Source organism: Streptomyces sp. VRA16 Mangrove soil (assembly GCF_017377775.1).
Classification (GTDB): Bacteria; Actinomycetota; Actinomycetes; order Streptomycetales; family Streptomycetaceae; genus Streptomyces.
In genome coordinates, this window is the sequence record NZ_JAFVLN010000008.1 from 179,302 (window position 1) to 197,905 (window position 18,604).

An 18,604-nucleotide genomic window follows, 5' to 3' on the forward strand; every position below is an offset into this window, starting at 1 on the left:
CTATCCTTGTCCCCGGCAAGGTCACGGATCACCCCCACATCCGCCCGTCCAAGCCAACGGCCACACACCGGCCCCCGTAGCTCAGTGGATAGAGCAGGCGCCTTCTAAGCGCTTGGCCGCAGGTTCGAGTCCTGCCGGGGGCGCCCAGAACATGGCTGGTCTGCGGGCGCGTCGCCGGATGGCGGCATGACCGTTGCGGTCCATGCAGAGCAGATGCGGAGTGGGTGCCGGAGACGCTCTCGTTGTACGGGCGCTCAGAACGCGCGCAACCCCGTCGGCGCACCAGTTCCAGCGAGTTCGAGGTCTGTGACCTGCCCGCCAAGGACGGCACCCTGGAGTCCACGGAGAAGCGCCCGGCGAGGTCGGCCTTTACGTCAGCGGCCCAGTCATCGCCAACCGCTCTTCCCTTTATTCGGAACACAGTGCGCAGGTCCGTTCCCGTACGCCACTGCAGATCCACCACACCCGCGGGAACTCATGCAACCGGGCACGCCCACCACGACAACAAGTAGCCCTGACCTAGATAAAACTGCAGGTCAGGGCCAATAGTGCAGACGGGTCAGGTTACTCGTCCGATTCTGCACTCTCGGGGAGTATGCAAGGTAGGATCGGTGGCATGAGCGAGCCTACTGGTAAGTACTCGATCACCATGCCGCGCGACATCGCGGAAGCCGCCCGAACCCGCAGCGGCCCCTCCGGACTGTCCGCCTACGTCGCTGCGGCCGTCGCCCGCCAGATCGAGCGCGACAACCTCAATGAACTCATCCAGGTCGCCGAGGCCGAACACGGCCCTATCACGGACGACGAGATCCAGGCGCTGCGCGATCAGCTTCACCAGGCCCGGCAGGAGCAGAACCGCGGCGGGGCCAACGCCGCATGAACCGCTCACCCGCAGCCCCCGGTGGCACCCTCGTCCTGGACAGCGAGGGACTGACCAAGGCCGTCTTGCGCGACCGGACGGTCACCACGTGGCTCGCCCTGGCCCGCGCCGACGACCTCCGTGTCATCACCTCCGCCGCCACTCTCGTAGAGGTGGTCCATCCCCGCATCAACCGGCCGGCTCTGGAATGGACGTTGTCCCGCCTGATTGTCGAGCCGGTAACCGAACCGATCGCCCGCCGAGCCGCTGGACTTCTGGCCGACGCAGGGCTGCACGGGCACAAGTACGCCATTGACGCCATGCTCAGCGCCACCGCCCTGGCCGCCCCCGGACCCGTCACCATCCTGACCTCGGACCCCGAAGATCTCGCCGCCCTGTGCGGGGCGCGCGTCACCGTCATCAAGGTCTGAGCCCAGCTCTCCACAGCACTGCGGCGTTCCCACCGCTTCTGCCCCATCCCGACCCCCACGCCCCGTCGGCAGCCCCACCACCGTCGGTGCTTGGACCCGCACCCCAAAGCCGTACGCAGGTCACCCCACGGGCCGCACCGAACTGCGAGGCAGACCCATGTCGACGACCCAGCACGTTCTCGACCACCGCCGCGTACAAACCGCCGTCATCGGACACAAGAACTCCGACCACCCGGTCATCCTTCCGATGGACGCCCACGAGCTAGACCTCTGGCGCAAGGCACACCCCACCTACAGCTACTGGTGCGGGCATCAACTGGGTGGATGCGGAGCCGAGTTGAGTGATCGTCGCTACACCGAGAAGGTCTGCCACTTCGCCCACCACCCCAGCGCTCCCGTCTGCCACCGCGCCGCCAACGGCGAGTCCAGCGCGGACCACCTCTTCATCAAACGCGGCATGCAACGGCTGCTGAGCAAGCAGCACATACGTGGTGACATACAGACCCGCGACCTCGGGACCGGGCCCGGCGACGCTGTCGACGTCTACCTTCCGCATACCAGCCGCATCATCCGCTTCCAGCTCACCCATTGCGACTATCCCGCCTGGCGCCGCCACACCGACGCCCTGCGTCCGAAGGCCCCCGGCGGTGTCGACTGGGTGTTCAGATCGGACGTCCCGGCCACCCGCGAACTCCTCGACTGCGACGCCTATTTCCTGCGTGTACGCCTCGAAACGGTCGGCGGTGAGCGCCACGTCCACATCGGCACGGAGGCCCGGGACCGCAGTGTCACCTGGACTCCGTTGGGCGACTGCACCCTCACGTCCACCGGACTGTCCACGCCTCGCGTCGAAACCATCCGCATATCGCGCCCGCGACCGCAGCTCCCCTCGTTCCCCCTCGCGGGCGGGCTCGTCTTCCGGCCCATCGACGAGGCCAGGCCCCTCCTGGACACACCCTTCGCCGCCACGGGCCGCCGTCTCATCACCGCCGATGTACGGCCGACCGACAGTCCCATTGTCAGAGCCGCACTCTCTCTCCCCGCAGACAGCGGCCCGCCATCGGCCGACCACGTGTACGGCGTGCCCGACTCCGCTCGGATGCTGGTGCTTGAGGACGGCCAGGGCTGGGTCGTAGAGGTGAACCGCTGCCTGCGTCTCAACACCCGCGAGGCCGAGCGGACCGGGCTCTGGACACCGCCTCAGGGAGCGCCGACCGCGCCGGTGCCCGCCGAGCCCGCCCTCGTCGTGCCCACACCCTCGCCGACCAAGCCGCGCGTTCTCACCCATGTCGACATGGTCACCGAAGTCCGCACGGCCCTGGCCGACTTCGCCCGGTTGGGTGCGACCACTACGTGGGAGGAACTTGCCTCTCGCCTCGGCGTGACAGCCTCGCAGCTCTCCGATACCGAACGCCGTGACCTCCTTGTGGATGTGGACTCACCGCTGTCCGAGTATCTGCCGGTGCGCTCGGCCCTCGTCCTCGACGGCGACGCCCCGCTGCCCTACCTCGGCGAGATCCTGCACCGACTCGGAATTCCGTACGCCAAGACCTCCACACGCCTTCACCAGTGGGCCGCAGTCGAGCGCGAGCGCGCCTACGCGGCATTCGGTCAGCCGTCCCGGGCCATGGGCCCCCGACTCGCCCTGACTCCCGCACGGCCTGCGCAGAAGAACCTCGTCAAGAAGGCGTTCAGGGGAAGCACAACCCTGTTCAACAGGCGTGAGGACCCCCGCCTCAGTGAGTTGCTCACCACCCTTCGTCGCCTCGGACCTCATCCGGTCAAGGCCGTGCGCCAGCAGATCAACACAGCCATGCACGGGGCGTCGGTCTGGCTCGGCCAGCAGCCCACTGGAGGGAACCGCAAGTGGATCGAAGCGGCCAAGCAAAGTCGTGACCATCACATTCACGAGCTGGAACAGGCACTGATCGCTCACCGGACGTCGACACCCACCAGACCCACCGGCCTTCCACCCACCGTGGAGAAAATGCAGAAGAAGGGGAAGAAGCCGAGCCTCAGAAAACTCCAGAACGAGTTCTTGGCACGGTACGAGGCACAGCAGAAGGCGACGAAGGCGGAGCTGAGGAAATCCATCCCGACCCAGCTCTCGTCAGCGCCGCAGAACACAACACACCGTCCGGTCGAACAGCTCACTCGTCAGCTGATCCACGTCGCGGCCCAGGGGCGGACCATCTCCATGGCAGAACTGGAGAACAGCGGGATCACGCCTGCCGTCCTGCACATGCGGCTGGCCTTGATCGACCGCAGGCTTGCGGCCGATACGCCGATGCTGTCTGCCCTGGTAACCACTCTGGCGGGTGGACCGGTCCCATTCTTCCGGACGATCCTCAAGCAACTCAGCCTGGCCGTGCCGCAGACCGACGAAGCCCTCATGGCCATCTGGCGCCGAGAGCAGGAGCGCGCACATGCGGCGTACGCGAACCCGCCCCGTGAACTGCCGCCGCGGCTCGTCCCGTTGTCTGGGTAGGACGGTCGCAGGGGTCCGCTTCGGCGGGGCCGTTTTGCTGGGCTGGGCAGGGCTAGGGTGCGCGCGAGGGCGCGGACGGCGGTTGGCGGTCAGCGGTTGGCGGAATGTTGGGGTGGGGGTGTCGGCTGGCGCGCTCGCCCTTGGTCCCGCTAATCAACCCCTGCCTCATTCAATTCCTCCGGCACCACCCCCTCCACCCTCTCCGCCCCCCGGCGCTCCTCCCTCCGCATCACCACGCGGGACGCCGCCGTAGGGCCCCTTCGGCGGCGGAGGATCCATTGGGTGGTGGCTACCGCTGTGGCCACCGTGGCTGAGACGGCGAAGGCCAGGAGGACGCCTCGGGGGCCCTCGCCCGCTGTGGTGCCGCCGAAGTAGCCGAGGCCCACCGTGTACGTGACCCAGACCGACTCCGCGGCGGCGGACGCGTACAGGAGGCGGCGGAGGCGGAAGTGGACGAGGCCGGCCGCGGACATGCCGATGGTGCGGCCGCTCGGGGTGAAGCGGGCCGCGATGATGAACGGGATGCCGTAGCTCTCGATCCGGGCCGCGGCCCACTCCAGGGCCTTCTGGCGGCGTGGGCCGCGGTTGAGGCGGCGTACCAGGCCGCCGCCGAAGCGCCGGGCGCCGCCGTAGATCAGCAGGTCGCCGAGGATCGCGCTGCACACGGCCACCGGGAGCACCGCGGCAAGACTCAGGCGGCCCGTCGCCGCCAGGGCGCCGGCGGTCACCAGCAGCCAGGAGTTGGGCACCATCGGCGGCACCACGGTCAGCACGATCAGGGCGTACAGCCAGTTCCCGCTCCAGTCGGCCATCCGTCTCACCGTCCTTCGTCACCCAGGACATCTTCCGTAACCAGAAACTGACACGTAACAGGGAGATTCAACCGTTTCGGAGTGAAGGTCAGGGAAACCCCCGGGCTCCCCTAGGGGAGGGCGCCGGCGATGAGCCAGAGGTCGTCGGGGACGGGGCCGCGGGCGGCTCTGCGGCCGGCCGCGAAGTCCTGGGCGAGGCGGGCGAGTCCGGGGTCGCGACGGTCCGCGAGCCGGTCCACCCGGGTCAGGGCGACCCCGGCGGACAGGCAGGCCAGGACCGCCCGGCGCCAGCTGTCCTGGTCCAGGTGCCGGCCCGCGTACGGGCCGAGGGCGACCGCGAGCAGCCGGGGGTCGCCGGAGCGCACCGCGTCCTCGACGATGCCCACCGCGGCGTCGCCGACCGGCAGGAAGGGCAGGGCGAGGAGTACGGACTTGCGCTCGCCCGGCGCTCCGCGCGCGTAGCTGCGTTCCGCTTCCTCGGCGAGGGCCGTGCCGGTCAGCGGCAGTGCGGCGAGGAGCCGGGTGCGTACGGCGTCGGGGACCGACCAGCCGGCCCAGCCGGGCAACGGGGCCCGCCCGTAACGGAGTTCGGCCGCAAGGAAGTGCTCGTCCAGCGGTCCGGGGCCGCGTTCGGCCACGGTGCGCAGCTGGGTGTCCAGGGTGCGGCGCAGACGCTCGGGCAGGGCGGACGCCAGCCGCTCGCGCAGGGTGCGGCGGATCAGTTCGCTGTGCACCGGACCGACGGCCGGGGCGAGGGGCGGGTTGGTCATGCGCGTACGGTCTCCTTCTGCCGCTGGGCCGTTCCTCCGCCGCAAAGAGGCCGGCCCTCCGCGGCCGGGGGCCCGTCGGCGTGGTCGCCGTCGGGCACCGGGCCGAAGAGGGCCGGCAGGACGCGGCGCAGGAGGGGGGAGCTCCGCGGCGCGTCCTCGGAGAGGCGCTGTCCGTTCGCACCGGCCGTCACCGTGCTGTCGCCGTGCTGTCGCCGGGTCAGGCCACTGTCGCCCCGGGGGCTATGCGCGTCCTATACGGCGGATGCGACGTGGCAGATTCGGCCGACGCGCCAGGTTCAGCCAGCGTGCCAGGTTCGGCCGACGTGCCGGGTTCGGCCAACGCGCCACAGTCGGCCAACGCGCCGGGTTCGCTCGACGCACCAAGGTCGTTCGACGTGCCGGGATCGTCCGGCGTGCCGACCGTGCCGAGGAAGTTCTCGATGAGCCGCATCCCGTGGTCCGTGGCGATGCTCTCGGGGTGGAACTGCACGCCGTGCACGGCCAGGCTGCGGTGGCGCAGCCCCATCACCGCGCCGTCGTCCTCGGCGTGCGCGGTCGCCGTCAGGGGCGGCGGCAGTTCGGGGGCGACGACGAGGGAGTGGTAGCGGGTGACGCGCGTGCCTTGTCCGATGCCCGCGTAGAGCGTGGAGGCGTCGTGGCGCAGCGGGCTGGTCTTGCCGTGCCTGGCCCGTTCCGCGACGTCCACCCGGCCGCCGTACGCCAGCCCGATCGCCTGGTGTCCGAGGCAGATCCCGAGCAGTGGCACCCGGCCCGCGAAGGCGTGGACGAGTTCGACGTGTCCGGACTCGCGCGGATGGCCGGGCCCCGGGCCGAGGACGACCGCGTCGGGCTGCCGGGCGAGCAGTGCCCGCGGGGTCAGGGTGCGTGACCGTACGACGTCGGTGTCGGCTCCCAGCATGCGCAGGTACTGGTCGATGATGTGGGTGAAGCTGTCGTACGCGTCGACGAGCAGCACGTTCACGGCAGCAGCTCCTGACCGGTCAGCGCCCAGTGGGCGGCCCCCATCTTGTGCAGCGTCTCGCGCCACTCCGCCGCCGGTTCGGAGTCGGCGACGATGCCCGCGCAGGCCTGCGTCCGGTAGCCGATGCCGTCGTGCACGACCGTGCGGATGCACAGGGCGAGCCGGCTCGGGCCACGTACGTCGATCAGGCCCACCGCCCCCGCGTACATGTCGCGCGGCGTGTGTTCGAGCTCCTCGATGAGCTCCATGGCGCGGATCTTGGGCGTGCCGGTGACGGTGCCCGCCGGGAACACCGCGCGCACCGCCGCCCAGACGTCGGTGTCCTCGGCCAGTTCGCCCTCGACCACCGACACCAGGTGGAAGACGTGCGAGAAGGTCTCCACCGTCTGCTGCACGGGGACGTCGAGGCTGCCCGTGCGTGCCACCCGGCCGATGTCGTTGCGGCACAGGTCGACGAGCATCACGTGTTCGGCGCGCTCCTTCTCGCTGGCGCGCATCCGGGCCACCTGCGCGCGGTTGACGTCCTCGTCGGGGCCGCGGGGTGCGGTGCCCGCGATGGGGCGCATCTCGATCCGGGAACCGTCGATGCGGAACAGGAGTTCGGGGCTGGCGCCGATCAGGGTGTCCCCCGCCCGTGGCACCAGGTACAGGTGCGGGGACGGGTTGCGGGACCTGAGCCTGCGGTAGACGTCCGTGGGCGACAGCGGGGTGCGGACGTCGATGCTGTGGCCGATCTGGATCTGGTAGATGTCGCCGACCCTGATGTGCTCGAGACAGCGCTCGGCCCGGGCGAGGAACTCCTCGCGGGTCAGGCTGTCGTGGACCGACCGCGGTACGGGTGCCCGCGGTACCCCGGCGCTCTCCCCCACGGCCTCGATGCCGTCCGCCGGGTCGAAGCGGCAGGGCTCGAAGTCCGCGGATTGCGCGCGCAGATGGCGTACGGAGCCGTCCGGCGCGTAGTGCACGGTGTCGCTGAACAGCGTGAGCACGATGTCGGGCCCGGAGGTCTCCCGGGCCGGCAGCTGCTCCATGTGCCAGGCGGCCCCGTAGCCGAACGCGGCGAGGAAGCCGAAGCTGAACTCCCCCTCGGGGCGGGTGGTTTCGAGGGTGAAGCCCTGCTGGGCGGCGCGCAGCAGCTCCCAGACCTGGTCCGGGGCGGCGATCGCGCGGCTGTCCGGGCCGAGGGCGGGCATGCCGATGCGGTCGGCGGCGCGCAGCACCGCGCCGGTGACCGCCTCGGTGCCGCTGACGGTGACGGACCGGGCGTGCACCTGGATCTCGGCCAGGCGGCCGAAGCCGACGACGGCGGTGCCGCTGTCCCGCCAGGGCCCCTCGGGGCTCTCGAAGAGGTAGACGTCGGGGCCGAGGCGGCGGCGTGCCGTGGTGTACAGGTCGAGCGGCGCGTGGGCGGGCAGCCTGCGTTCCCGGATCCGGACGCCGATCCGCGGAGGTCTTGGCGCGTGTGCGGCCGGTGGCCCGGCCGGTTGCTCCTGAACGACGGTCATGGCGCCCCGTCACCTTCCGCCGGCCGCGCCGCCGGGCACGACGACGGTGGCCCGGCGCGCCTCGGCGACCGGGGCGAACAGGGGCTCGGCGAGGGCCGCCCAGTCGCGCGGGGACATCGCCAGGGACCGGTCGAGGCGGGCCGCGTTGAACCAGATCTCGTCCTCGTCGAGGAGTTCCGGGTCCACCACGAGCCGCAGCCGGTCGTCGAAGGAGAACGGCACGATCGCCCCGCTCACGCAGCCGGTGAGCCGCTCGGCGGAGGCCCGGTCGGCGAAGTCGGCGCGGGTGCCGCCCGCGGTGCGGGCGACCTCGGCGAGGTCGACGCGGCGGTCGCCGGGCACCACCGCGAGCACGTAGGCCGAGCGCTTCCGGCCGAGGGCGACGCGCAGGACGATGGACTTGGCGGACTGACGCAGTGGGTGTCCGCGCAGCAGGCTGGCCATGTCGGTACGGCCTTCGGCGCGGTGGGCGATCTCGCGGTAGGCGCAGCCCGCGCCGTCGAGCAGGGCGAGCACCCGTTCGTAGGTGGTCGTCGTGTGCACTGTCATCGCGATCGGGCCCTTTCAGCCGTAGCGGCGGGTCTCGTGGAAGAAGCCGTCCACCACGTCGAGCCGTCCGCTCTCCCGGACGGTGTCGTGGACGTACTTGCCGAGCGCCAGGTCGAGGACGCCGAGGCCGAACGGGGAGAAGATCACCGGCTTGTCGGCCGGGACCTCGGCCGCGCCGGTGAGGACGTCGTAGAGGGTGCCGTCGAGGAAGTCGCGGTGGCCGAGGCGCTGTTCGGCCAGATGCGGGGAGGTGTTCGCCTTCAGGCAGTGCTCGATGTCGTCGACGAAGTTGGCGGCGCTGAGCACCACGTCGGTGCTCAGGTCGCGCAGCGAGACGTGCAGCACCAGCGGGTTGTGGTCGAACCAGGCGGGCTGGTCGACGTGCGGCGCGGGGGCGACGGTGGCGAAGACGATCAGGTCGCTGCCGCGGATCAGCGATTCGGCGCTGTCGTGGACGGTGACCCGCGCGTCGCCCGCCCGGTCGCCGATGGTGTCGGCGAACTGCTCGGCGTACTCGGCCTTGAGGTCGTGCACGCCGATCTCGTCGAACTCCAGGCCGTTGGCGGCCAGGTAGGCGTGCACGTACCGCGCGATGAGCCCGGTCCCGATGAACCCGAGGCGGGCCGGGCGGCTGCCGCGGGCCTCGCTCAGCGTGCGTGCGGCGAGCGCGGCCGACGCGGCGGTGCGGGAGGCGCTGATGATGGAGGACTCCATGCAGGCCAGGGGGTATCCGGTGGCGGGATCGTTGAGGATGAGGACGGCGGACGCGCGCGGCAGGCCGGTGGCGATGTTGCCGGGGAAGCTGGATATCCACTTGATGCCGTCCACGGCGTTGTCACCCCCGACCGAGGCGGGGAGCGCGATGATCCGCGCGTCGGGACGGTCGGGGAAACGCAGGAAGTACGAGGGCGGGTTGACCGTCCCGCCCGATCCGTGGAGTCGGTAGGCGTCCTCGATGATCCCGGTGACCTCGCGGTGCCGTCCGGCGAGCGCGCGGTCGACTTCGGCTCCCGAAATCACGGCGAAGGTGGGTGTCTGTGTGTGGGTCGACATGAACCAGGACGCTAAGGACGCCCCCTATAGCCCGGATATCAAGTGGTCCGGAGTGCACGCCGGCCCGCCGCATCGCGGGAGCCGCTCAGACCGTGAAGACGATCTTTCCGAAGTGTGCGCCGGACTCCATGCGCCGGAAGCCGTCCCGGGCGCGGTCGAGGGGCAGCACCTCGTCGACGACCGGCCGGACGCCGGTGGCGGCGCAGAAGGAGAGCAGGCCCTGGAGTTCGTCCTTGGTGGCCACGGTCGAACCGACGACGGTGATCTCCCGGTAGAAGATGCGGGTGAGTTCCGCGTGCGCGGGGCGGTCCCCGCTCGTGGCGCCGGAGATGACCAGGGTGCCGCCGGGGCGCAGGGACTTGACCGAGTGGGACCAGGTGGCGGCGCCGACGGTCTCGAGGACGGCGTCCACCGGGTGGGGCAGCCGCTCCCCCGGCTCCAGCGCGGCGACGGCGCCGAGTTCGCGGGCCCGCCGGCGCCGGTGGGCGTCGCGGCTGGTGGCGAGGACGCGCAGTCCGGCCGCGCTGCCGAGCACGATCGCGGCCGTCGCGACGCCGCCGCCCGCGCCCTGGACGAGCACCGAGTCCCCGGGCCGCGTACCGGACTTGGTGAAGAGCATGCGGTACGCGGTCAGCCACGCCGTCGGCAGGCACGCGGCCTGCGCGAAGGAGAGCTCCGGCGGCTTGGGCACGAGGTTCCCCGTGGGCACGGCGACCTGTTCGGCGAAGGTGCCCTGGTACTTCTCGGTGAGGATGGAGCGGGTCTCCCCGGGGGCGAGCCCGTGACCGGTCAGGCCGATCACCGGGTGCACGATGACCTCGTTGCCGTCCTCGTCGACGCCCGCGGCGTCCGTGCCGAGGATCATGGGGAGCCGCTCCGCGGGGAGTCCGACCCCGCGCAGTGACCACAGGTCGTGGTGGTTGAGGGAGGCGGCGCGCACCTCGACCCGGGTCCAGCCGGGCCGGGTCCCCGGCGCCGGGCGGTCTCCGAGCCGCAGCCCCCGCAGCGGCTCGCGCGGTGCGATGTCGGCGGCGTAGGCGGCGAACATGAAGGGTCCTTCACCACTCTCGCTGGGGGAAGTTCGCGTCGCCGCACCAGTGGACGACCGTTCCCGCGTAGCTCATGCCGGCGCCGAAACCGAGCAGGAGGACGGCGTCGCCGGGGCTGAGCCGGCCGGTGCGCTCGGCCTCGGCGAGCGCGATCACCACGCTGGAGCCGCTGGTGTTGCCGAACCTGTCGGCCACGACGACGGCCTTGTCGGCCGGCTGGCCGAGGAGGCCGACAAGGTTCCGTACGAGGGTGGGGTTCGCCTGGTGCGTGACGATCAGTTTCACGTCGTCGAGGCCGATGCCCGCCGACTCGGTCACCGTGTCCACGAAGCCGGGGACGACGGAGAGGGCGAAGTCCTTGACCCCCTTGGCGTCCATCCGTGTCACGTTCGCGCCGCTGAAGCGGTTCAACTGGCCGTCGACGTCGATGCGTTCGACGAGGGCGGTGTCGTAGCGCTCCGGGTCCGTGCCGAGCAGGGTGCGGCCGATGCCGGGGCTGTCCGTGCAGTGCTCCAGGAGGTAGCAGGCGGCGCCGTCCCCGAAGATGGCGTGCTGGGTGCGGTCGTCCGGGTCGTTCAGCTGGGCCACGGTGTCCGCGACGACCACGGCGACCCGGCCGTACTGTCCCGACTCCATGTACTTGTGGCCGACGTCCAGGGCGAAGAGCCCGCCCGCGCAGCCGCCGGCGTTCACGTCGAAGCCGGGGACGCCCCGGATCTGCGCCTTGCGCAGGATCATCGCGGCCACGGCCGGGATCATGTGGTCGGGGGTGGCGGTGCAGCAGATCAGCAGGTCGATGCTCGCCGGGTCGGTGCCGGCCCGCTTGCACGCGTCCTCCAGCGCGCCGAGCGCGAGGTCGGAGGTGAACTCGTCGGGTCCGGCGATCCGGCGGCTGAAGATGCCGAGCCGTTCGCGCATCCAGGCGTCGCTGGTGTCGAAACGCTCGACGAGTTGTGCGTTGGTGACCTCGTTCTCCGGTACACAGACGCCTATCGAGCGGATGCCCACACTCATGGCAGATTCACCTTCCGGGTTCGGGCTGAACGTTTCAGGAGCTGCGGGGCCGCCGCCCGGGAGACATCCGGACCGCGCCGTCGATGCGGATCGTCTCGCCGTTGATCATCGGGTTGCCGATGATGTGCGCCACCAGGTCCGCGAACTCCGCCGGATCCCCCCAGCGCCGGGGGTGCAGCAGATCGCGGTCCAGCTCCCGGCGGGCCTCCTCGGGGACGGCGGCGACGGCGGGCGTCTCGAAGAAGCCGGGGGCCACGGTGACCACGCGGATGAGGGAAGCGGCCAGTTCGCGGGCGAGGGGCAGCGTCATGGACACCATGCCGCCCTTGGACGCCGCGTAGGCCGCCTGCCCGATCTGTCCGTCGAAGGCGGCCAGGGACGCCGTGTTGACGATGACGCCGCGCTCCTGTTCCAGCGGCGGGTTCGCCATCATCCGCTCGGCGGCCAGGCGCACGACGTTGAAGGCGCTCACGAGGTTGGCCGTGACGACGTCCGTGAAGTCCCGCAGCGAGTGCGGTCCCGCCCGGCCGACCACCTTCGCCGCGTGGGGCGCTCCGGCGCAGTTCACGACGGCGCGCAGGTGCCCCCGCTCCGTGGCGACGTCCAGGGCCCGGGCCACGTCCTGTTCGCCCACGGCGTCGCCGCGGACGAAGAGGGCCGGGCCGCCCAGCGTCTTCAGGGCGTGCCGGCCGCGTTCCTCGCTGCGGCCGAGGATCACCGGGGTCACGCCGTCGCGCAGGAGGCGTGCGGCGACGGCGAGTCCCAGTCCCGAGGTGCCGCCGGTGACCAGGGCGACCGTGGCGGACGTCATCGGGTCTCCTCGTGCGGCGTCGGTGTTCCGAGGCGTCCGGCGATGATCGCGGCGAGTTCCTCCGGCCGGTGGCCGACGAAGTAGTGTCCGGCGCCGGGAATGACGGCCAGTTCGACGTGGGCCGCGTAGTGCTTCCAGTTCCGGTACGCCGTCTCGTGGCCCCGTGTCGCGGCGTCCTCGTCGCCCGCGACGAGCACGAGCGGAGTGGCCAGGGGCCGGTGCCCTTCCTTCTCCGCCGCCAGCTGGAACCGCAGGCCCTGTGTCATGTCGTGCCGCAGCACGTCGAGGACGGTCCGCAGATCGGACTCCTCCAGCGCCCCGTCGAATCCGCCGAGCGCCTTCATGAACTCGTACAGGGATTTCGCCGGCCAGTTCTCCGCGCGTGCCAGTTCCTGTTCCGGTGCGGTCGACGGCAGGGCGGCGCCGATGTACAGGACGGCGGGCCGGCGCCCCTGCCGCTCCAGGCGCTGGGCGACCGCCACCGCGAGCGCCGACCCGGCGCAGTGCCCGTACAGGGCGAGGGGGCCGCCGATCAGGCCGTCGATCTCCGCGGCGATCCGTTCGGCGGTGTCGTCCAGGGCGAGCAGGGGTTCCGCGGGGTGGGTCGGGTCGTGTCCCGGCAGGGCGGCGCTCCAGGTCGCGATCCCGGGGGCCAGGGCCGCGGCGAGGCGGTGGTAGGCCGCGGCGGTGCCGCCTCCGTAGGGGATGCAGACGAGGCTGACGGCCGCGTTCTCGTCGCCGGCGAGCCGTCGCAGGATGCGGCGCTGTTCCGTGCCGTCCGGCGCGTCGGGCGGCCGGTGCGTCGCGCGCAGCTGTTCGACGCGCAGCTCCTCGACGCGCAGGGCCAGGCTTCCCGGGGTGGGGTTCTGGAACACGTCGAGGACCGTGGTGCCGTGGCCCAGGCGGCGGGCCAGGCGGACCGCTTTGAAGGAGTCGCCGCCCAGGTCGAAGAAGTCGTCCGCGGTGGAGGTCGCCGGGACGCCGAGGGCGTGGCCGAAGGCGTCGATGACGGTCCGCTCGGCCGGGGTCGGCTCCGCGGTGGCTCGTGAGGTGCGGGGGCGGTGCACCGGATCCGGCAGGGCGCGCCGGTCGAGCTTGCCGTTCCGGGTGAGCGGTATCCGGTCGATCGCCGTCACCGTGGCCGGGACCAGGTGGGCGGGCAGCCGGCGCGCGAGGCGGTGGCGCAGGGCGGCGGTGTCCGTGGCGGACGGGTCGGTGAGCACCGCGTAGGCCGCGAGGACCTCGTCGCCCACCGCGTCCCTGCGGACGACGACACAGCAGCTCTCGACCTCCGGGTCGGCCCGCAACTCGGCCTCGATCTCGGCCGGTTCGATGCGGAACCCGCGGATCTTGACCTGGTCGTCGGCGCGGCCCTCGTAGTGCAGCAGGCCCCGGGCGTCGCGGCGGGCGAGGTCGCCGGACCGGTACATGACGGAGCCGGGCGGGCCGAACGGGTCGGGGAGGAAGCGTTCGGCGGTGAGGTCCGGGCGGTTCAGGTAGCCGCGGGCTGTCTGGCCGCCGGCCACGTGGATCTCGCCGGTGACCCCGGGCGGCACGGGCCGCAGGTCCTCGTCGAGGACGTAGAGCGCGAGGCCGGGCAGGGGGCGGCCGATCGGGCTCCCGCCGCGGGCGGTGGGTCCGGGGCCGGTCAGCGGCAGATGGCTGGAGTGCACGGTGGTCTCCGTGATCCCGTACATGTTGATCAGCGACGGGCCGCCGTCACCGTGCAGTTCGTACCAGGGCGCGAGCCGTCGGACGTCGAGCGCCTCACCGCCGAAGACGACGTGGCGCAGCGCGAGTCGCCCGGTGAGTGCGGGCTCGTCCTGGAGCGCCCGCAGCAGCTGGTGGAACGCCGAGGGGGTCTGGCTGAGCACGGTGACGGATTCGTCCGCGAGCAGGCGCAGCAGCCGGTCGGGCGAGCGGCGCGTCGCCGTCGGGACGAGGACGAGGCGTCCGCCGTGGAGCAGTGCTCCCCACAGCTCCCAGACGGAGAAGTCGAAGGAGAACGAGTGGGCCATGGTCCATACGTCGTCCGCGCGCGGGTCGAGGAGTTCCCGGGTCGCGGCGAACAGCCTCAGGACGTTCCCGTGCGTGACGACCACGCCCTTGGGCCGTCCCGTGGAGCCCGAGGTGTGGATGACGTAGGCCGCGTTGTCCCGGGTGAGGGCGGTGAGGCGTTCTCGCGGACGCAGGTCGTCCGCGGGCAGGGCCGCCAGGTCGCGAAGGACGGCCGCGGAGTCGGTCTCCATGGTGACGACGGCCGCCCGGGAGGGCCGGGGCGCCGCGCCGGAGGTGGTGAGCAGCAGCAGCGGCTCCGCGTCCTCAAGGAGGAAGTCGATCCGGTCCTGTGGGTACTCCGGGTCGATGGGCAGGTACGCGGCTCCGGACTTGAGGATCGCCAGGAGCGCCACGACGAGGTCGGCGGTGGGCGGCAGGCAGACCGCGACCCGCCGCTCGGGCCCCGCGCCGTGCTGGACGAGGAGCCGTGCGAGCCGGTTGGCCCGCGCGTTCAGCTCCGCGTAGGACAGGGCCTCGCCCTCCCCCCGCACGGCCGTGGCCGCGGGGCTGCGGGCGGCCTGCGCCTCGAAGGCGTCCACGAGGGTGCCGGACGCGTCGGCCCCGGCACGCAGCGGACGCGCGGTCAGGAACGCGCGGCGCTCGGCGGCGGTGAGCACGTCGATCTCGCCGAGGGGCAGTCCGGGCCGTACGAGGACCTGCCGCAGGAACGCGTCGAACCGGTCCCGGTGGTCACTGAGGTCCTCGGCGCTGTACAGGCCCGCGTTGGCGTCGATGGTGAACGTCGTCTGCCGGGGCGTCGTGTAGACGCCCAGCATGAAGTCCTCGATCGGGCCCGGGGCGAGATTGCGGTGCTGGGCGGGGCACCCGCCGAAGGCCGGCTCCGCGTCGAGCGAGATGACGTTGACGGTGGGGCCGAAGACGCGCGCGGTGCCGCGTCGGGTCCGCTGGTCGCGGCGGATGTCCTCGAAGCGGTACCGCCGGTGCGGCCGCGTCCGCCCGATGCTTTCGGCGACCCGTTCCAGCAGGCCGAGGAAGCCGCCCGCGCGGTCGACGGGGACCCGCAGCGGAATGATGTTGGAGACCATGCCGGGGGTCGTCGCGGCGGCCTCGGTGTGGCGGTTCGCCACCGGGAGGCCGACCACGGGCTCGCGCGTACCGGTCATCCGGCTGACGTACGCGACGAACGCGGCGATCAGCACATGGGACCGCTTCACGCCGTGGCCGGCCGTGAACTCGTCGAGGAGAGCGCCGAGTTCACGGTCGGCGTACCAGGTCCGCCGGAGCGCCACACCCGTCGGCGCCGTCGTCTGCGCGGTGAAGCCCGGTACGTGTTCGAGGTCGGCGAACGTGTCGGCCCAGTGGCGGCGGTCGTCCCGGAAGGCGGCGGACGCGCGGTAGTGCAGGTCCTCCTCGACGAGGGCGGCGAGGCTGCCGAAGGGCGTGGCGGGCGGGGTCCGGCCGGCGGCCAGCGCGTCGTGGATCTGCGCCGCGCGGCGGGCGAGCAGCTGGGAGCCCACGCCGTCGGAGACCAGGTGGTGCAACTGCCAGAACCACAGGTGCCGTCGGGGCGCGAGGCGCAGTACCGCGTGGCGCTGGACCTCGCCCGCGGCCGGGTCCAGCGGGGTGCCGATGCGGGCGCGCATCCAGGCGTCGGCGGCCTGCGACGGGTCGGCCTCCGCGGTGAGGTCGACGAGCGGGACGTCCGGGTCCCGGTCGGCGTCCACCCGTTGCCAGGGGCCTTCCGCATCCTCGCCGAACGTCGTGCGCAGCGCGTCCGCCTCCCGCACCACCCGGCGGACCGATTCCTGGAGCAGCCCGGGGTTTATCGGGCCCTGGATGTCGAGGAGTTCGGCATAGGAGTGGGCGAGCCCGGAAGGGTCCAGCTGCCGGCCGTACCAGATTCCGGCCTGGCCCTCGGTGAGCGGAAACCTGGACGAGTCGTCGGAATGCACGGGTGAAGCTGTCACGTCGGGCCCTCTCGTCGCAGGACGGCACTTCCTTTCAAGTCCCGGGGAAAGTAGACCGTTTTCCTATGGTGAACCTATTGCGACCGCTTCCGACAAGGGCCGCGGGCGGCCGTCGATAGGGGCCGTATAGCTTGCGGCGGGATTCTCGTGCTCATGACGGAAACCATCACCTGGGCCCCCGCGGAGATCACGCCCGCGGACGGGCCGCTCCTCGACCACCTGACCGGGCGGCTCGACGACCTGCTGCTCGCCGAGGGAGCCGTGGTGTTCCGCGGCTTCGGCATCTCACCCGCGTCGCTCGACGGCGTACTCGACCGGGTGCTGCCCAACCGGCTGGCGTACGTGCACGGGAACTCGCCGCGCAGCCACGTCGGCGACCGGATCTACACGTCCACCGAGTACCCCGCCGACCAGACCATCTCGATGCACAACGAGCTGTCGTACTCGGCGAAGTGGCCGTCCCGGCTCGCCTTCTACTGCGAGACGACCCCGGGCTCCGGGGGCGCGACGCCGGTCGTCCCCGGTGACGCCTGGCTGGCGGCGCTCTCGCCCGGACTGCGGGAGGCCTTCGCCGACGGCGTGCGCTACACGCAGAACCTGCACGACGGGCACGGCTTCGGAAAGAGCTGGCAGGAGACCTTCGAGACCTCCGACCGCGCCGAGGTGGAGGGCCACTTGGCGGGGATGGCCGGCACCACCTGGGAGTGGAAGCGCGACGGCGGGCTGCGGATCGCGCAGCTGCGTCCGGCCGTCGTCACCCACCCCGTCACCGGGACGGAGGTGTGGTTCAACCAGGCCGACCAGTGGCACCACGCCGCGCTCGGCGACGAGACCGCCGCCGCCCTGGCCCGGATCATGCCGGAGGAGGACCTGCCGCAGCACGTCACCTACGCGGACGGCTCGCCGATCCCCGCCGAGCACGTCCTGGAGATCCGCGACCGGGGTCTGGAGACCGCGGTGAACGTCGACTGGCAGGCCGGGGACCTGATGGTCATCGACAACGTGCTGGTCGCCCACGGCCGCCGGCCGTACGCGGGACAGCGCCGGGTCCTGGTGGCGATGTCCGACTGAACGGCCCGCGACGGACGAAGGCCCGGCCCCGGTCCGCGGGGGCGGGCCTTCGCTCATTTCTCCCGTGTGCGCTCCCGTATAGGGGCCCTATAGCCCTCGGACCAACCGTTGAGGCAGGTGTTTTCGAAGAGGAGTGGCTATGAAGGAAAAAGCTGCAGGCGGCATCCTCGGAACGGTCGGGGGAACGCCCCTGGTGGAACTCAGCAAACTGGCGCCGGACTTCCCCGGAAGGGTCTTCGCCAAGATAGAGGGCTTCAATCCCGGGGGCAGCATAAAAGACAGAACCGCGGTGAGCATGGTCCTCGACGCGATAAAGAGCGGTGAAATCGACCCGGTCCGCTCGGTGGTGGTCGAGTCGAGCTCCGGCAATCTCGCGGTCGGTATCGCTCAGCTCTGCCGCTACCACGGCATCCGGTTCATCTGCGTGGTCGACGCGAAGACCTCGCGCCAGAACCTGGCGATCCTGCGGGCCTACGGAGCCGAGATCGAGGAGGTGACCGAGCCGGACCCGGTCAGCGGCGAGTACCTGGAGCGCCGGCTGCGGCGGGTGCGGCACCTGGTGGCGACCCTGCCGCACGCGTTCTGGCCCAACCAGTACGCCAACCCGCAGAACCCGGCGGCCCACGAGCGCACGATGCGCGAGATCGCCGACGCCCTGGACGGCAAGGTCGACTACCTGTTCTGCGCCACCAGCACCACCGGGACGCTCCAGGGGTGCGCCCAGTACGCCAGGGAGCACAGCCTCGGCACGACCATGGTCGCGGTCGACGCCGTCGGCAGCGTGCTCTTCGACGACCGCGGCGAGAAGGTCACCCGGCTCATCCCCGGGCACGGCGCGTCGGTGCGGCCCGCCCTCTTCGACCCGACGGCCGCGGACCGGGTGGTGCACGTGACCGACCTGGAGACCGTGGTCGGCTGCCGGCGGCTCGTCGGCCGCGAGGCGGTGCTGGCGGGCGGCTCGTCCGGCGCGGTGGTCGCCGCGTTCCAGCAGATCAGCGGCTCGATCCCGGCCGGCTCGCACTGCGTCCTGCTCTTCCCCGACCGGGGCGACCGCTACCTCGACACCATCTACGACGACCGGTGGGTGAGCGAGCGGTTCGGCGAGATCTCGCAGCTGTGGAAGACCGGGAGCTGACCGCTCCCACCCCCATCACCTCACGTCAACCACCCGAATATGGAGCGGGTATGGCGGCCCTCGCCAGCATCGGCAGGCTGTTGAATCCG

General features: G+C 71.6%; 14 protein-coding genes, 1 tRNA gene and 1 pseudogene. 6 read left to right on the top strand and 10 right to left on the bottom strand.

The window, feature by feature from the left end; all coding sequences use genetic code 11:
- Positions 1-70 precede the first annotated feature (70 nt).
- The 4 genes from J3486_RS22795 to J3486_RS22810 all read left to right on the top strand — a co-directional run bounded on the left by J3486_RS22795 (position 71) and on the right by J3486_RS22810 (position 3,778).
- A tRNA-Arg gene (locus J3486_RS22795) sits at positions 71-143 on the top strand.
- Positions 144-616: 473 nt separating this feature from the next.
- Positions 617-880: a CopG family transcriptional regulator gene (locus tag J3486_RS22800; protein WP_207823130.1), complete on the top strand. Its 264-nt coding sequence runs from the start codon at positions 617-619 to the stop codon at positions 878-880.
- Positions 877-1,290, top strand: coding sequence for a DNA-binding protein (locus tag J3486_RS22805; protein WP_207823132.1), 414 nt, complete (start codon positions 877-879; stop codon positions 1,288-1,290). The genes J3486_RS22800 and J3486_RS22805 overlap by 4 nt, the downstream gene beginning before the upstream one ends.
- A 157-nt stretch (positions 1,291-1,447) precedes the next feature.
- Complete coding sequence (locus J3486_RS22810) at positions 1,448-3,778, top strand: hypothetical protein (protein WP_207823134.1); 2,331 nt, start codon at positions 1,448-1,450, stop codon at positions 3,776-3,778.
- 149 nt (positions 3,779-3,927) lie between these two features.
- Here the strand turns inward: J3486_RS22810 and J3486_RS22815 are convergent, their stop codons facing one another.
- From J3486_RS22815 to J3486_RS22860, 10 genes and pseudogenes are all read right to left on the bottom strand, one after another.
- Positions 3,928-4,590 carry a DedA family protein gene (locus J3486_RS22815; RefSeq protein WP_229378431.1) on the bottom strand — a complete coding sequence of 221 codons (663 nt, stop codon included), beginning with the start codon at positions 4,588-4,590 and terminating at the stop codon, positions 3,928-3,930.
- 110 nt (positions 4,591-4,700) lie between these two features.
- On the bottom strand, positions 4,701-5,360 hold the full coding sequence (locus J3486_RS22820; protein ID WP_207823136.1) for an EboA domain-containing protein: 660 nt from the start codon (positions 5,358-5,360) through the stop codon (positions 4,701-4,703).
- A 427-nt stretch (positions 5,361-5,787) separates the two neighbouring features.
- Positions 5,788-6,342: pseudogene (locus tag J3486_RS44255) on the bottom strand (aminodeoxychorismate/anthranilate synthase component II); the annotation flags it as partial.
- On the bottom strand, positions 6,339-7,847 hold the full coding sequence (locus J3486_RS22830; RefSeq protein ID WP_207823141.1) for an anthranilate synthase component I family protein: 1,509 nt from the start codon (positions 7,845-7,847) through the stop codon (positions 6,339-6,341). The pseudogene J3486_RS44255 and the gene J3486_RS22830, both read right to left, overlap by 4 nt.
- Before the next feature lie 9 nt (positions 7,848-7,856).
- Positions 7,857-8,396, bottom strand: coding sequence for a YbaK/EbsC family protein (locus J3486_RS22835; protein WP_207823143.1), 540 nt, complete (start codon positions 8,394-8,396; stop codon positions 7,857-7,859).
- 15 nt (positions 8,397-8,411) lie between these two features.
- A complete protein-coding gene (gene sbnB, locus J3486_RS22840; protein WP_207823145.1) occupies positions 8,412-9,449 on the bottom strand; it encodes a 2,3-diaminopropionate biosynthesis protein SbnB in 1,038 nt (345 codons plus the stop codon).
- 85 nt (positions 9,450-9,534) lie between these two features.
- Positions 9,535-10,497 carry a zinc-binding dehydrogenase gene (locus J3486_RS22845; protein WP_207823147.1) on the bottom strand — a complete coding sequence of 321 codons (963 nt, stop codon included), beginning with the start codon at positions 10,495-10,497 and terminating at the stop codon, positions 9,535-9,537.
- A 10-nt stretch (positions 10,498-10,507) separates the two neighbouring features.
- Positions 10,508-11,512: a 3-oxoacyl-ACP synthase III family protein gene (locus tag J3486_RS22850; protein WP_207823149.1), complete on the bottom strand. Its 1,005-nt coding sequence runs from the start codon at positions 11,510-11,512 to the stop codon at positions 10,508-10,510.
- Between the two features lie 34 nt (positions 11,513-11,546).
- Positions 11,547-12,323 carry an SDR family NAD(P)-dependent oxidoreductase gene (locus J3486_RS22855; protein WP_207823153.1) on the bottom strand — a complete coding sequence of 259 codons (777 nt, stop codon included), beginning with the start codon at positions 12,321-12,323 and terminating at the stop codon, positions 11,547-11,549.
- On the bottom strand, positions 12,320-16,309 hold the full coding sequence (locus J3486_RS22860; RefSeq protein ID WP_207823154.1) for a non-ribosomal peptide synthetase: 3,990 nt from the start codon (positions 16,307-16,309) through the stop codon (positions 12,320-12,322). The genes J3486_RS22855 and J3486_RS22860 overlap by 4 nt, the downstream gene beginning before the upstream one ends.
- A 153-nt stretch (positions 16,310-16,462) precedes the next feature.
- On the opposite strand from J3486_RS22860, the gene J3486_RS22865 reads away from it, so the two are divergent.
- Together J3486_RS22865 and sbnA are read left to right on the top strand one after the other, a co-directional pair.
- Complete coding sequence (locus tag J3486_RS22865; RefSeq protein WP_207823156.1) at positions 16,463-17,380, top strand: TauD/TfdA family dioxygenase; 918 nt, start codon at positions 16,463-16,465, stop codon at positions 17,378-17,380.
- Positions 17,381-17,519: 139 nt separating this feature from the next.
- Positions 17,520-18,515: a 2,3-diaminopropionate biosynthesis protein SbnA gene (gene sbnA, locus J3486_RS22870; RefSeq protein ID WP_207823158.1), complete on the top strand. Its 996-nt coding sequence runs from the start codon at positions 17,520-17,522 to the stop codon at positions 18,513-18,515.
- Positions 18,516-18,604: the final 89 nt, after the last annotated feature.

Coding starts and splice junctions, on each gene's coding strand:
- J3486_RS22800 (WP_207823130.1), top strand. CDS start 617: ATGAGCGAGCCTACTGGTAAGTACTCGATCACCATGCCGCGCGACATC.
- J3486_RS22805 (WP_207823132.1), top strand. CDS start 877: ATGAACCGCTCACCCGCAGCCCCCGGTGGCACCCTCGTCCTGGACAGC.
- J3486_RS22810 (WP_207823134.1), top strand. CDS start 1,448: ATGTCGACGACCCAGCACGTTCTCGACCACCGCCGCGTACAAACCGCC.
- J3486_RS22815 (WP_229378431.1), bottom strand. CDS start 4,590: ATGGCCGACTGGAGCGGGAACTGGCTGTACGCCCTGATCGTGCTGACC.
- J3486_RS22820 (WP_207823136.1), bottom strand. CDS start 5,360: ATGACCAACCCGCCCCTCGCCCCGGCCGTCGGTCCGGTGCACAGCGAA.
- J3486_RS22830 (WP_207823141.1), bottom strand. CDS start 7,847: ATGACCGTCGTTCAGGAGCAACCGGCCGGGCCACCGGCCGCACACGCG.
- J3486_RS22835 (WP_207823143.1), bottom strand. CDS start 8,396: ATGACAGTGCACACGACGACCACCTACGAACGGGTGCTCGCCCTGCTC.
- sbnB (WP_207823145.1), bottom strand. CDS start 9,449: ATGTCGACCCACACACAGACACCCACCTTCGCCGTGATTTCGGGAGCC.
- J3486_RS22845 (WP_207823147.1), bottom strand. CDS start 10,497: ATGTTCGCCGCCTACGCCGCCGACATCGCACCGCGCGAGCCGCTGCGG.
- J3486_RS22850 (WP_207823149.1), bottom strand. CDS start 11,512: ATGAGTGTGGGCATCCGCTCGATAGGCGTCTGTGTACCGGAGAACGAG.
- J3486_RS22855 (WP_207823153.1), bottom strand. CDS start 12,323: ATGACGTCCGCCACGGTCGCCCTGGTCACCGGCGGCACCTCGGGACTG.
- J3486_RS22865 (WP_207823156.1), top strand. CDS start 16,463: ATGACGGAAACCATCACCTGGGCCCCCGCGGAGATCACGCCCGCGGAC.
- sbnA (WP_207823158.1), top strand. CDS start 17,520: ATGAAGGAAAAAGCTGCAGGCGGCATCCTCGGAACGGTCGGGGGAACG.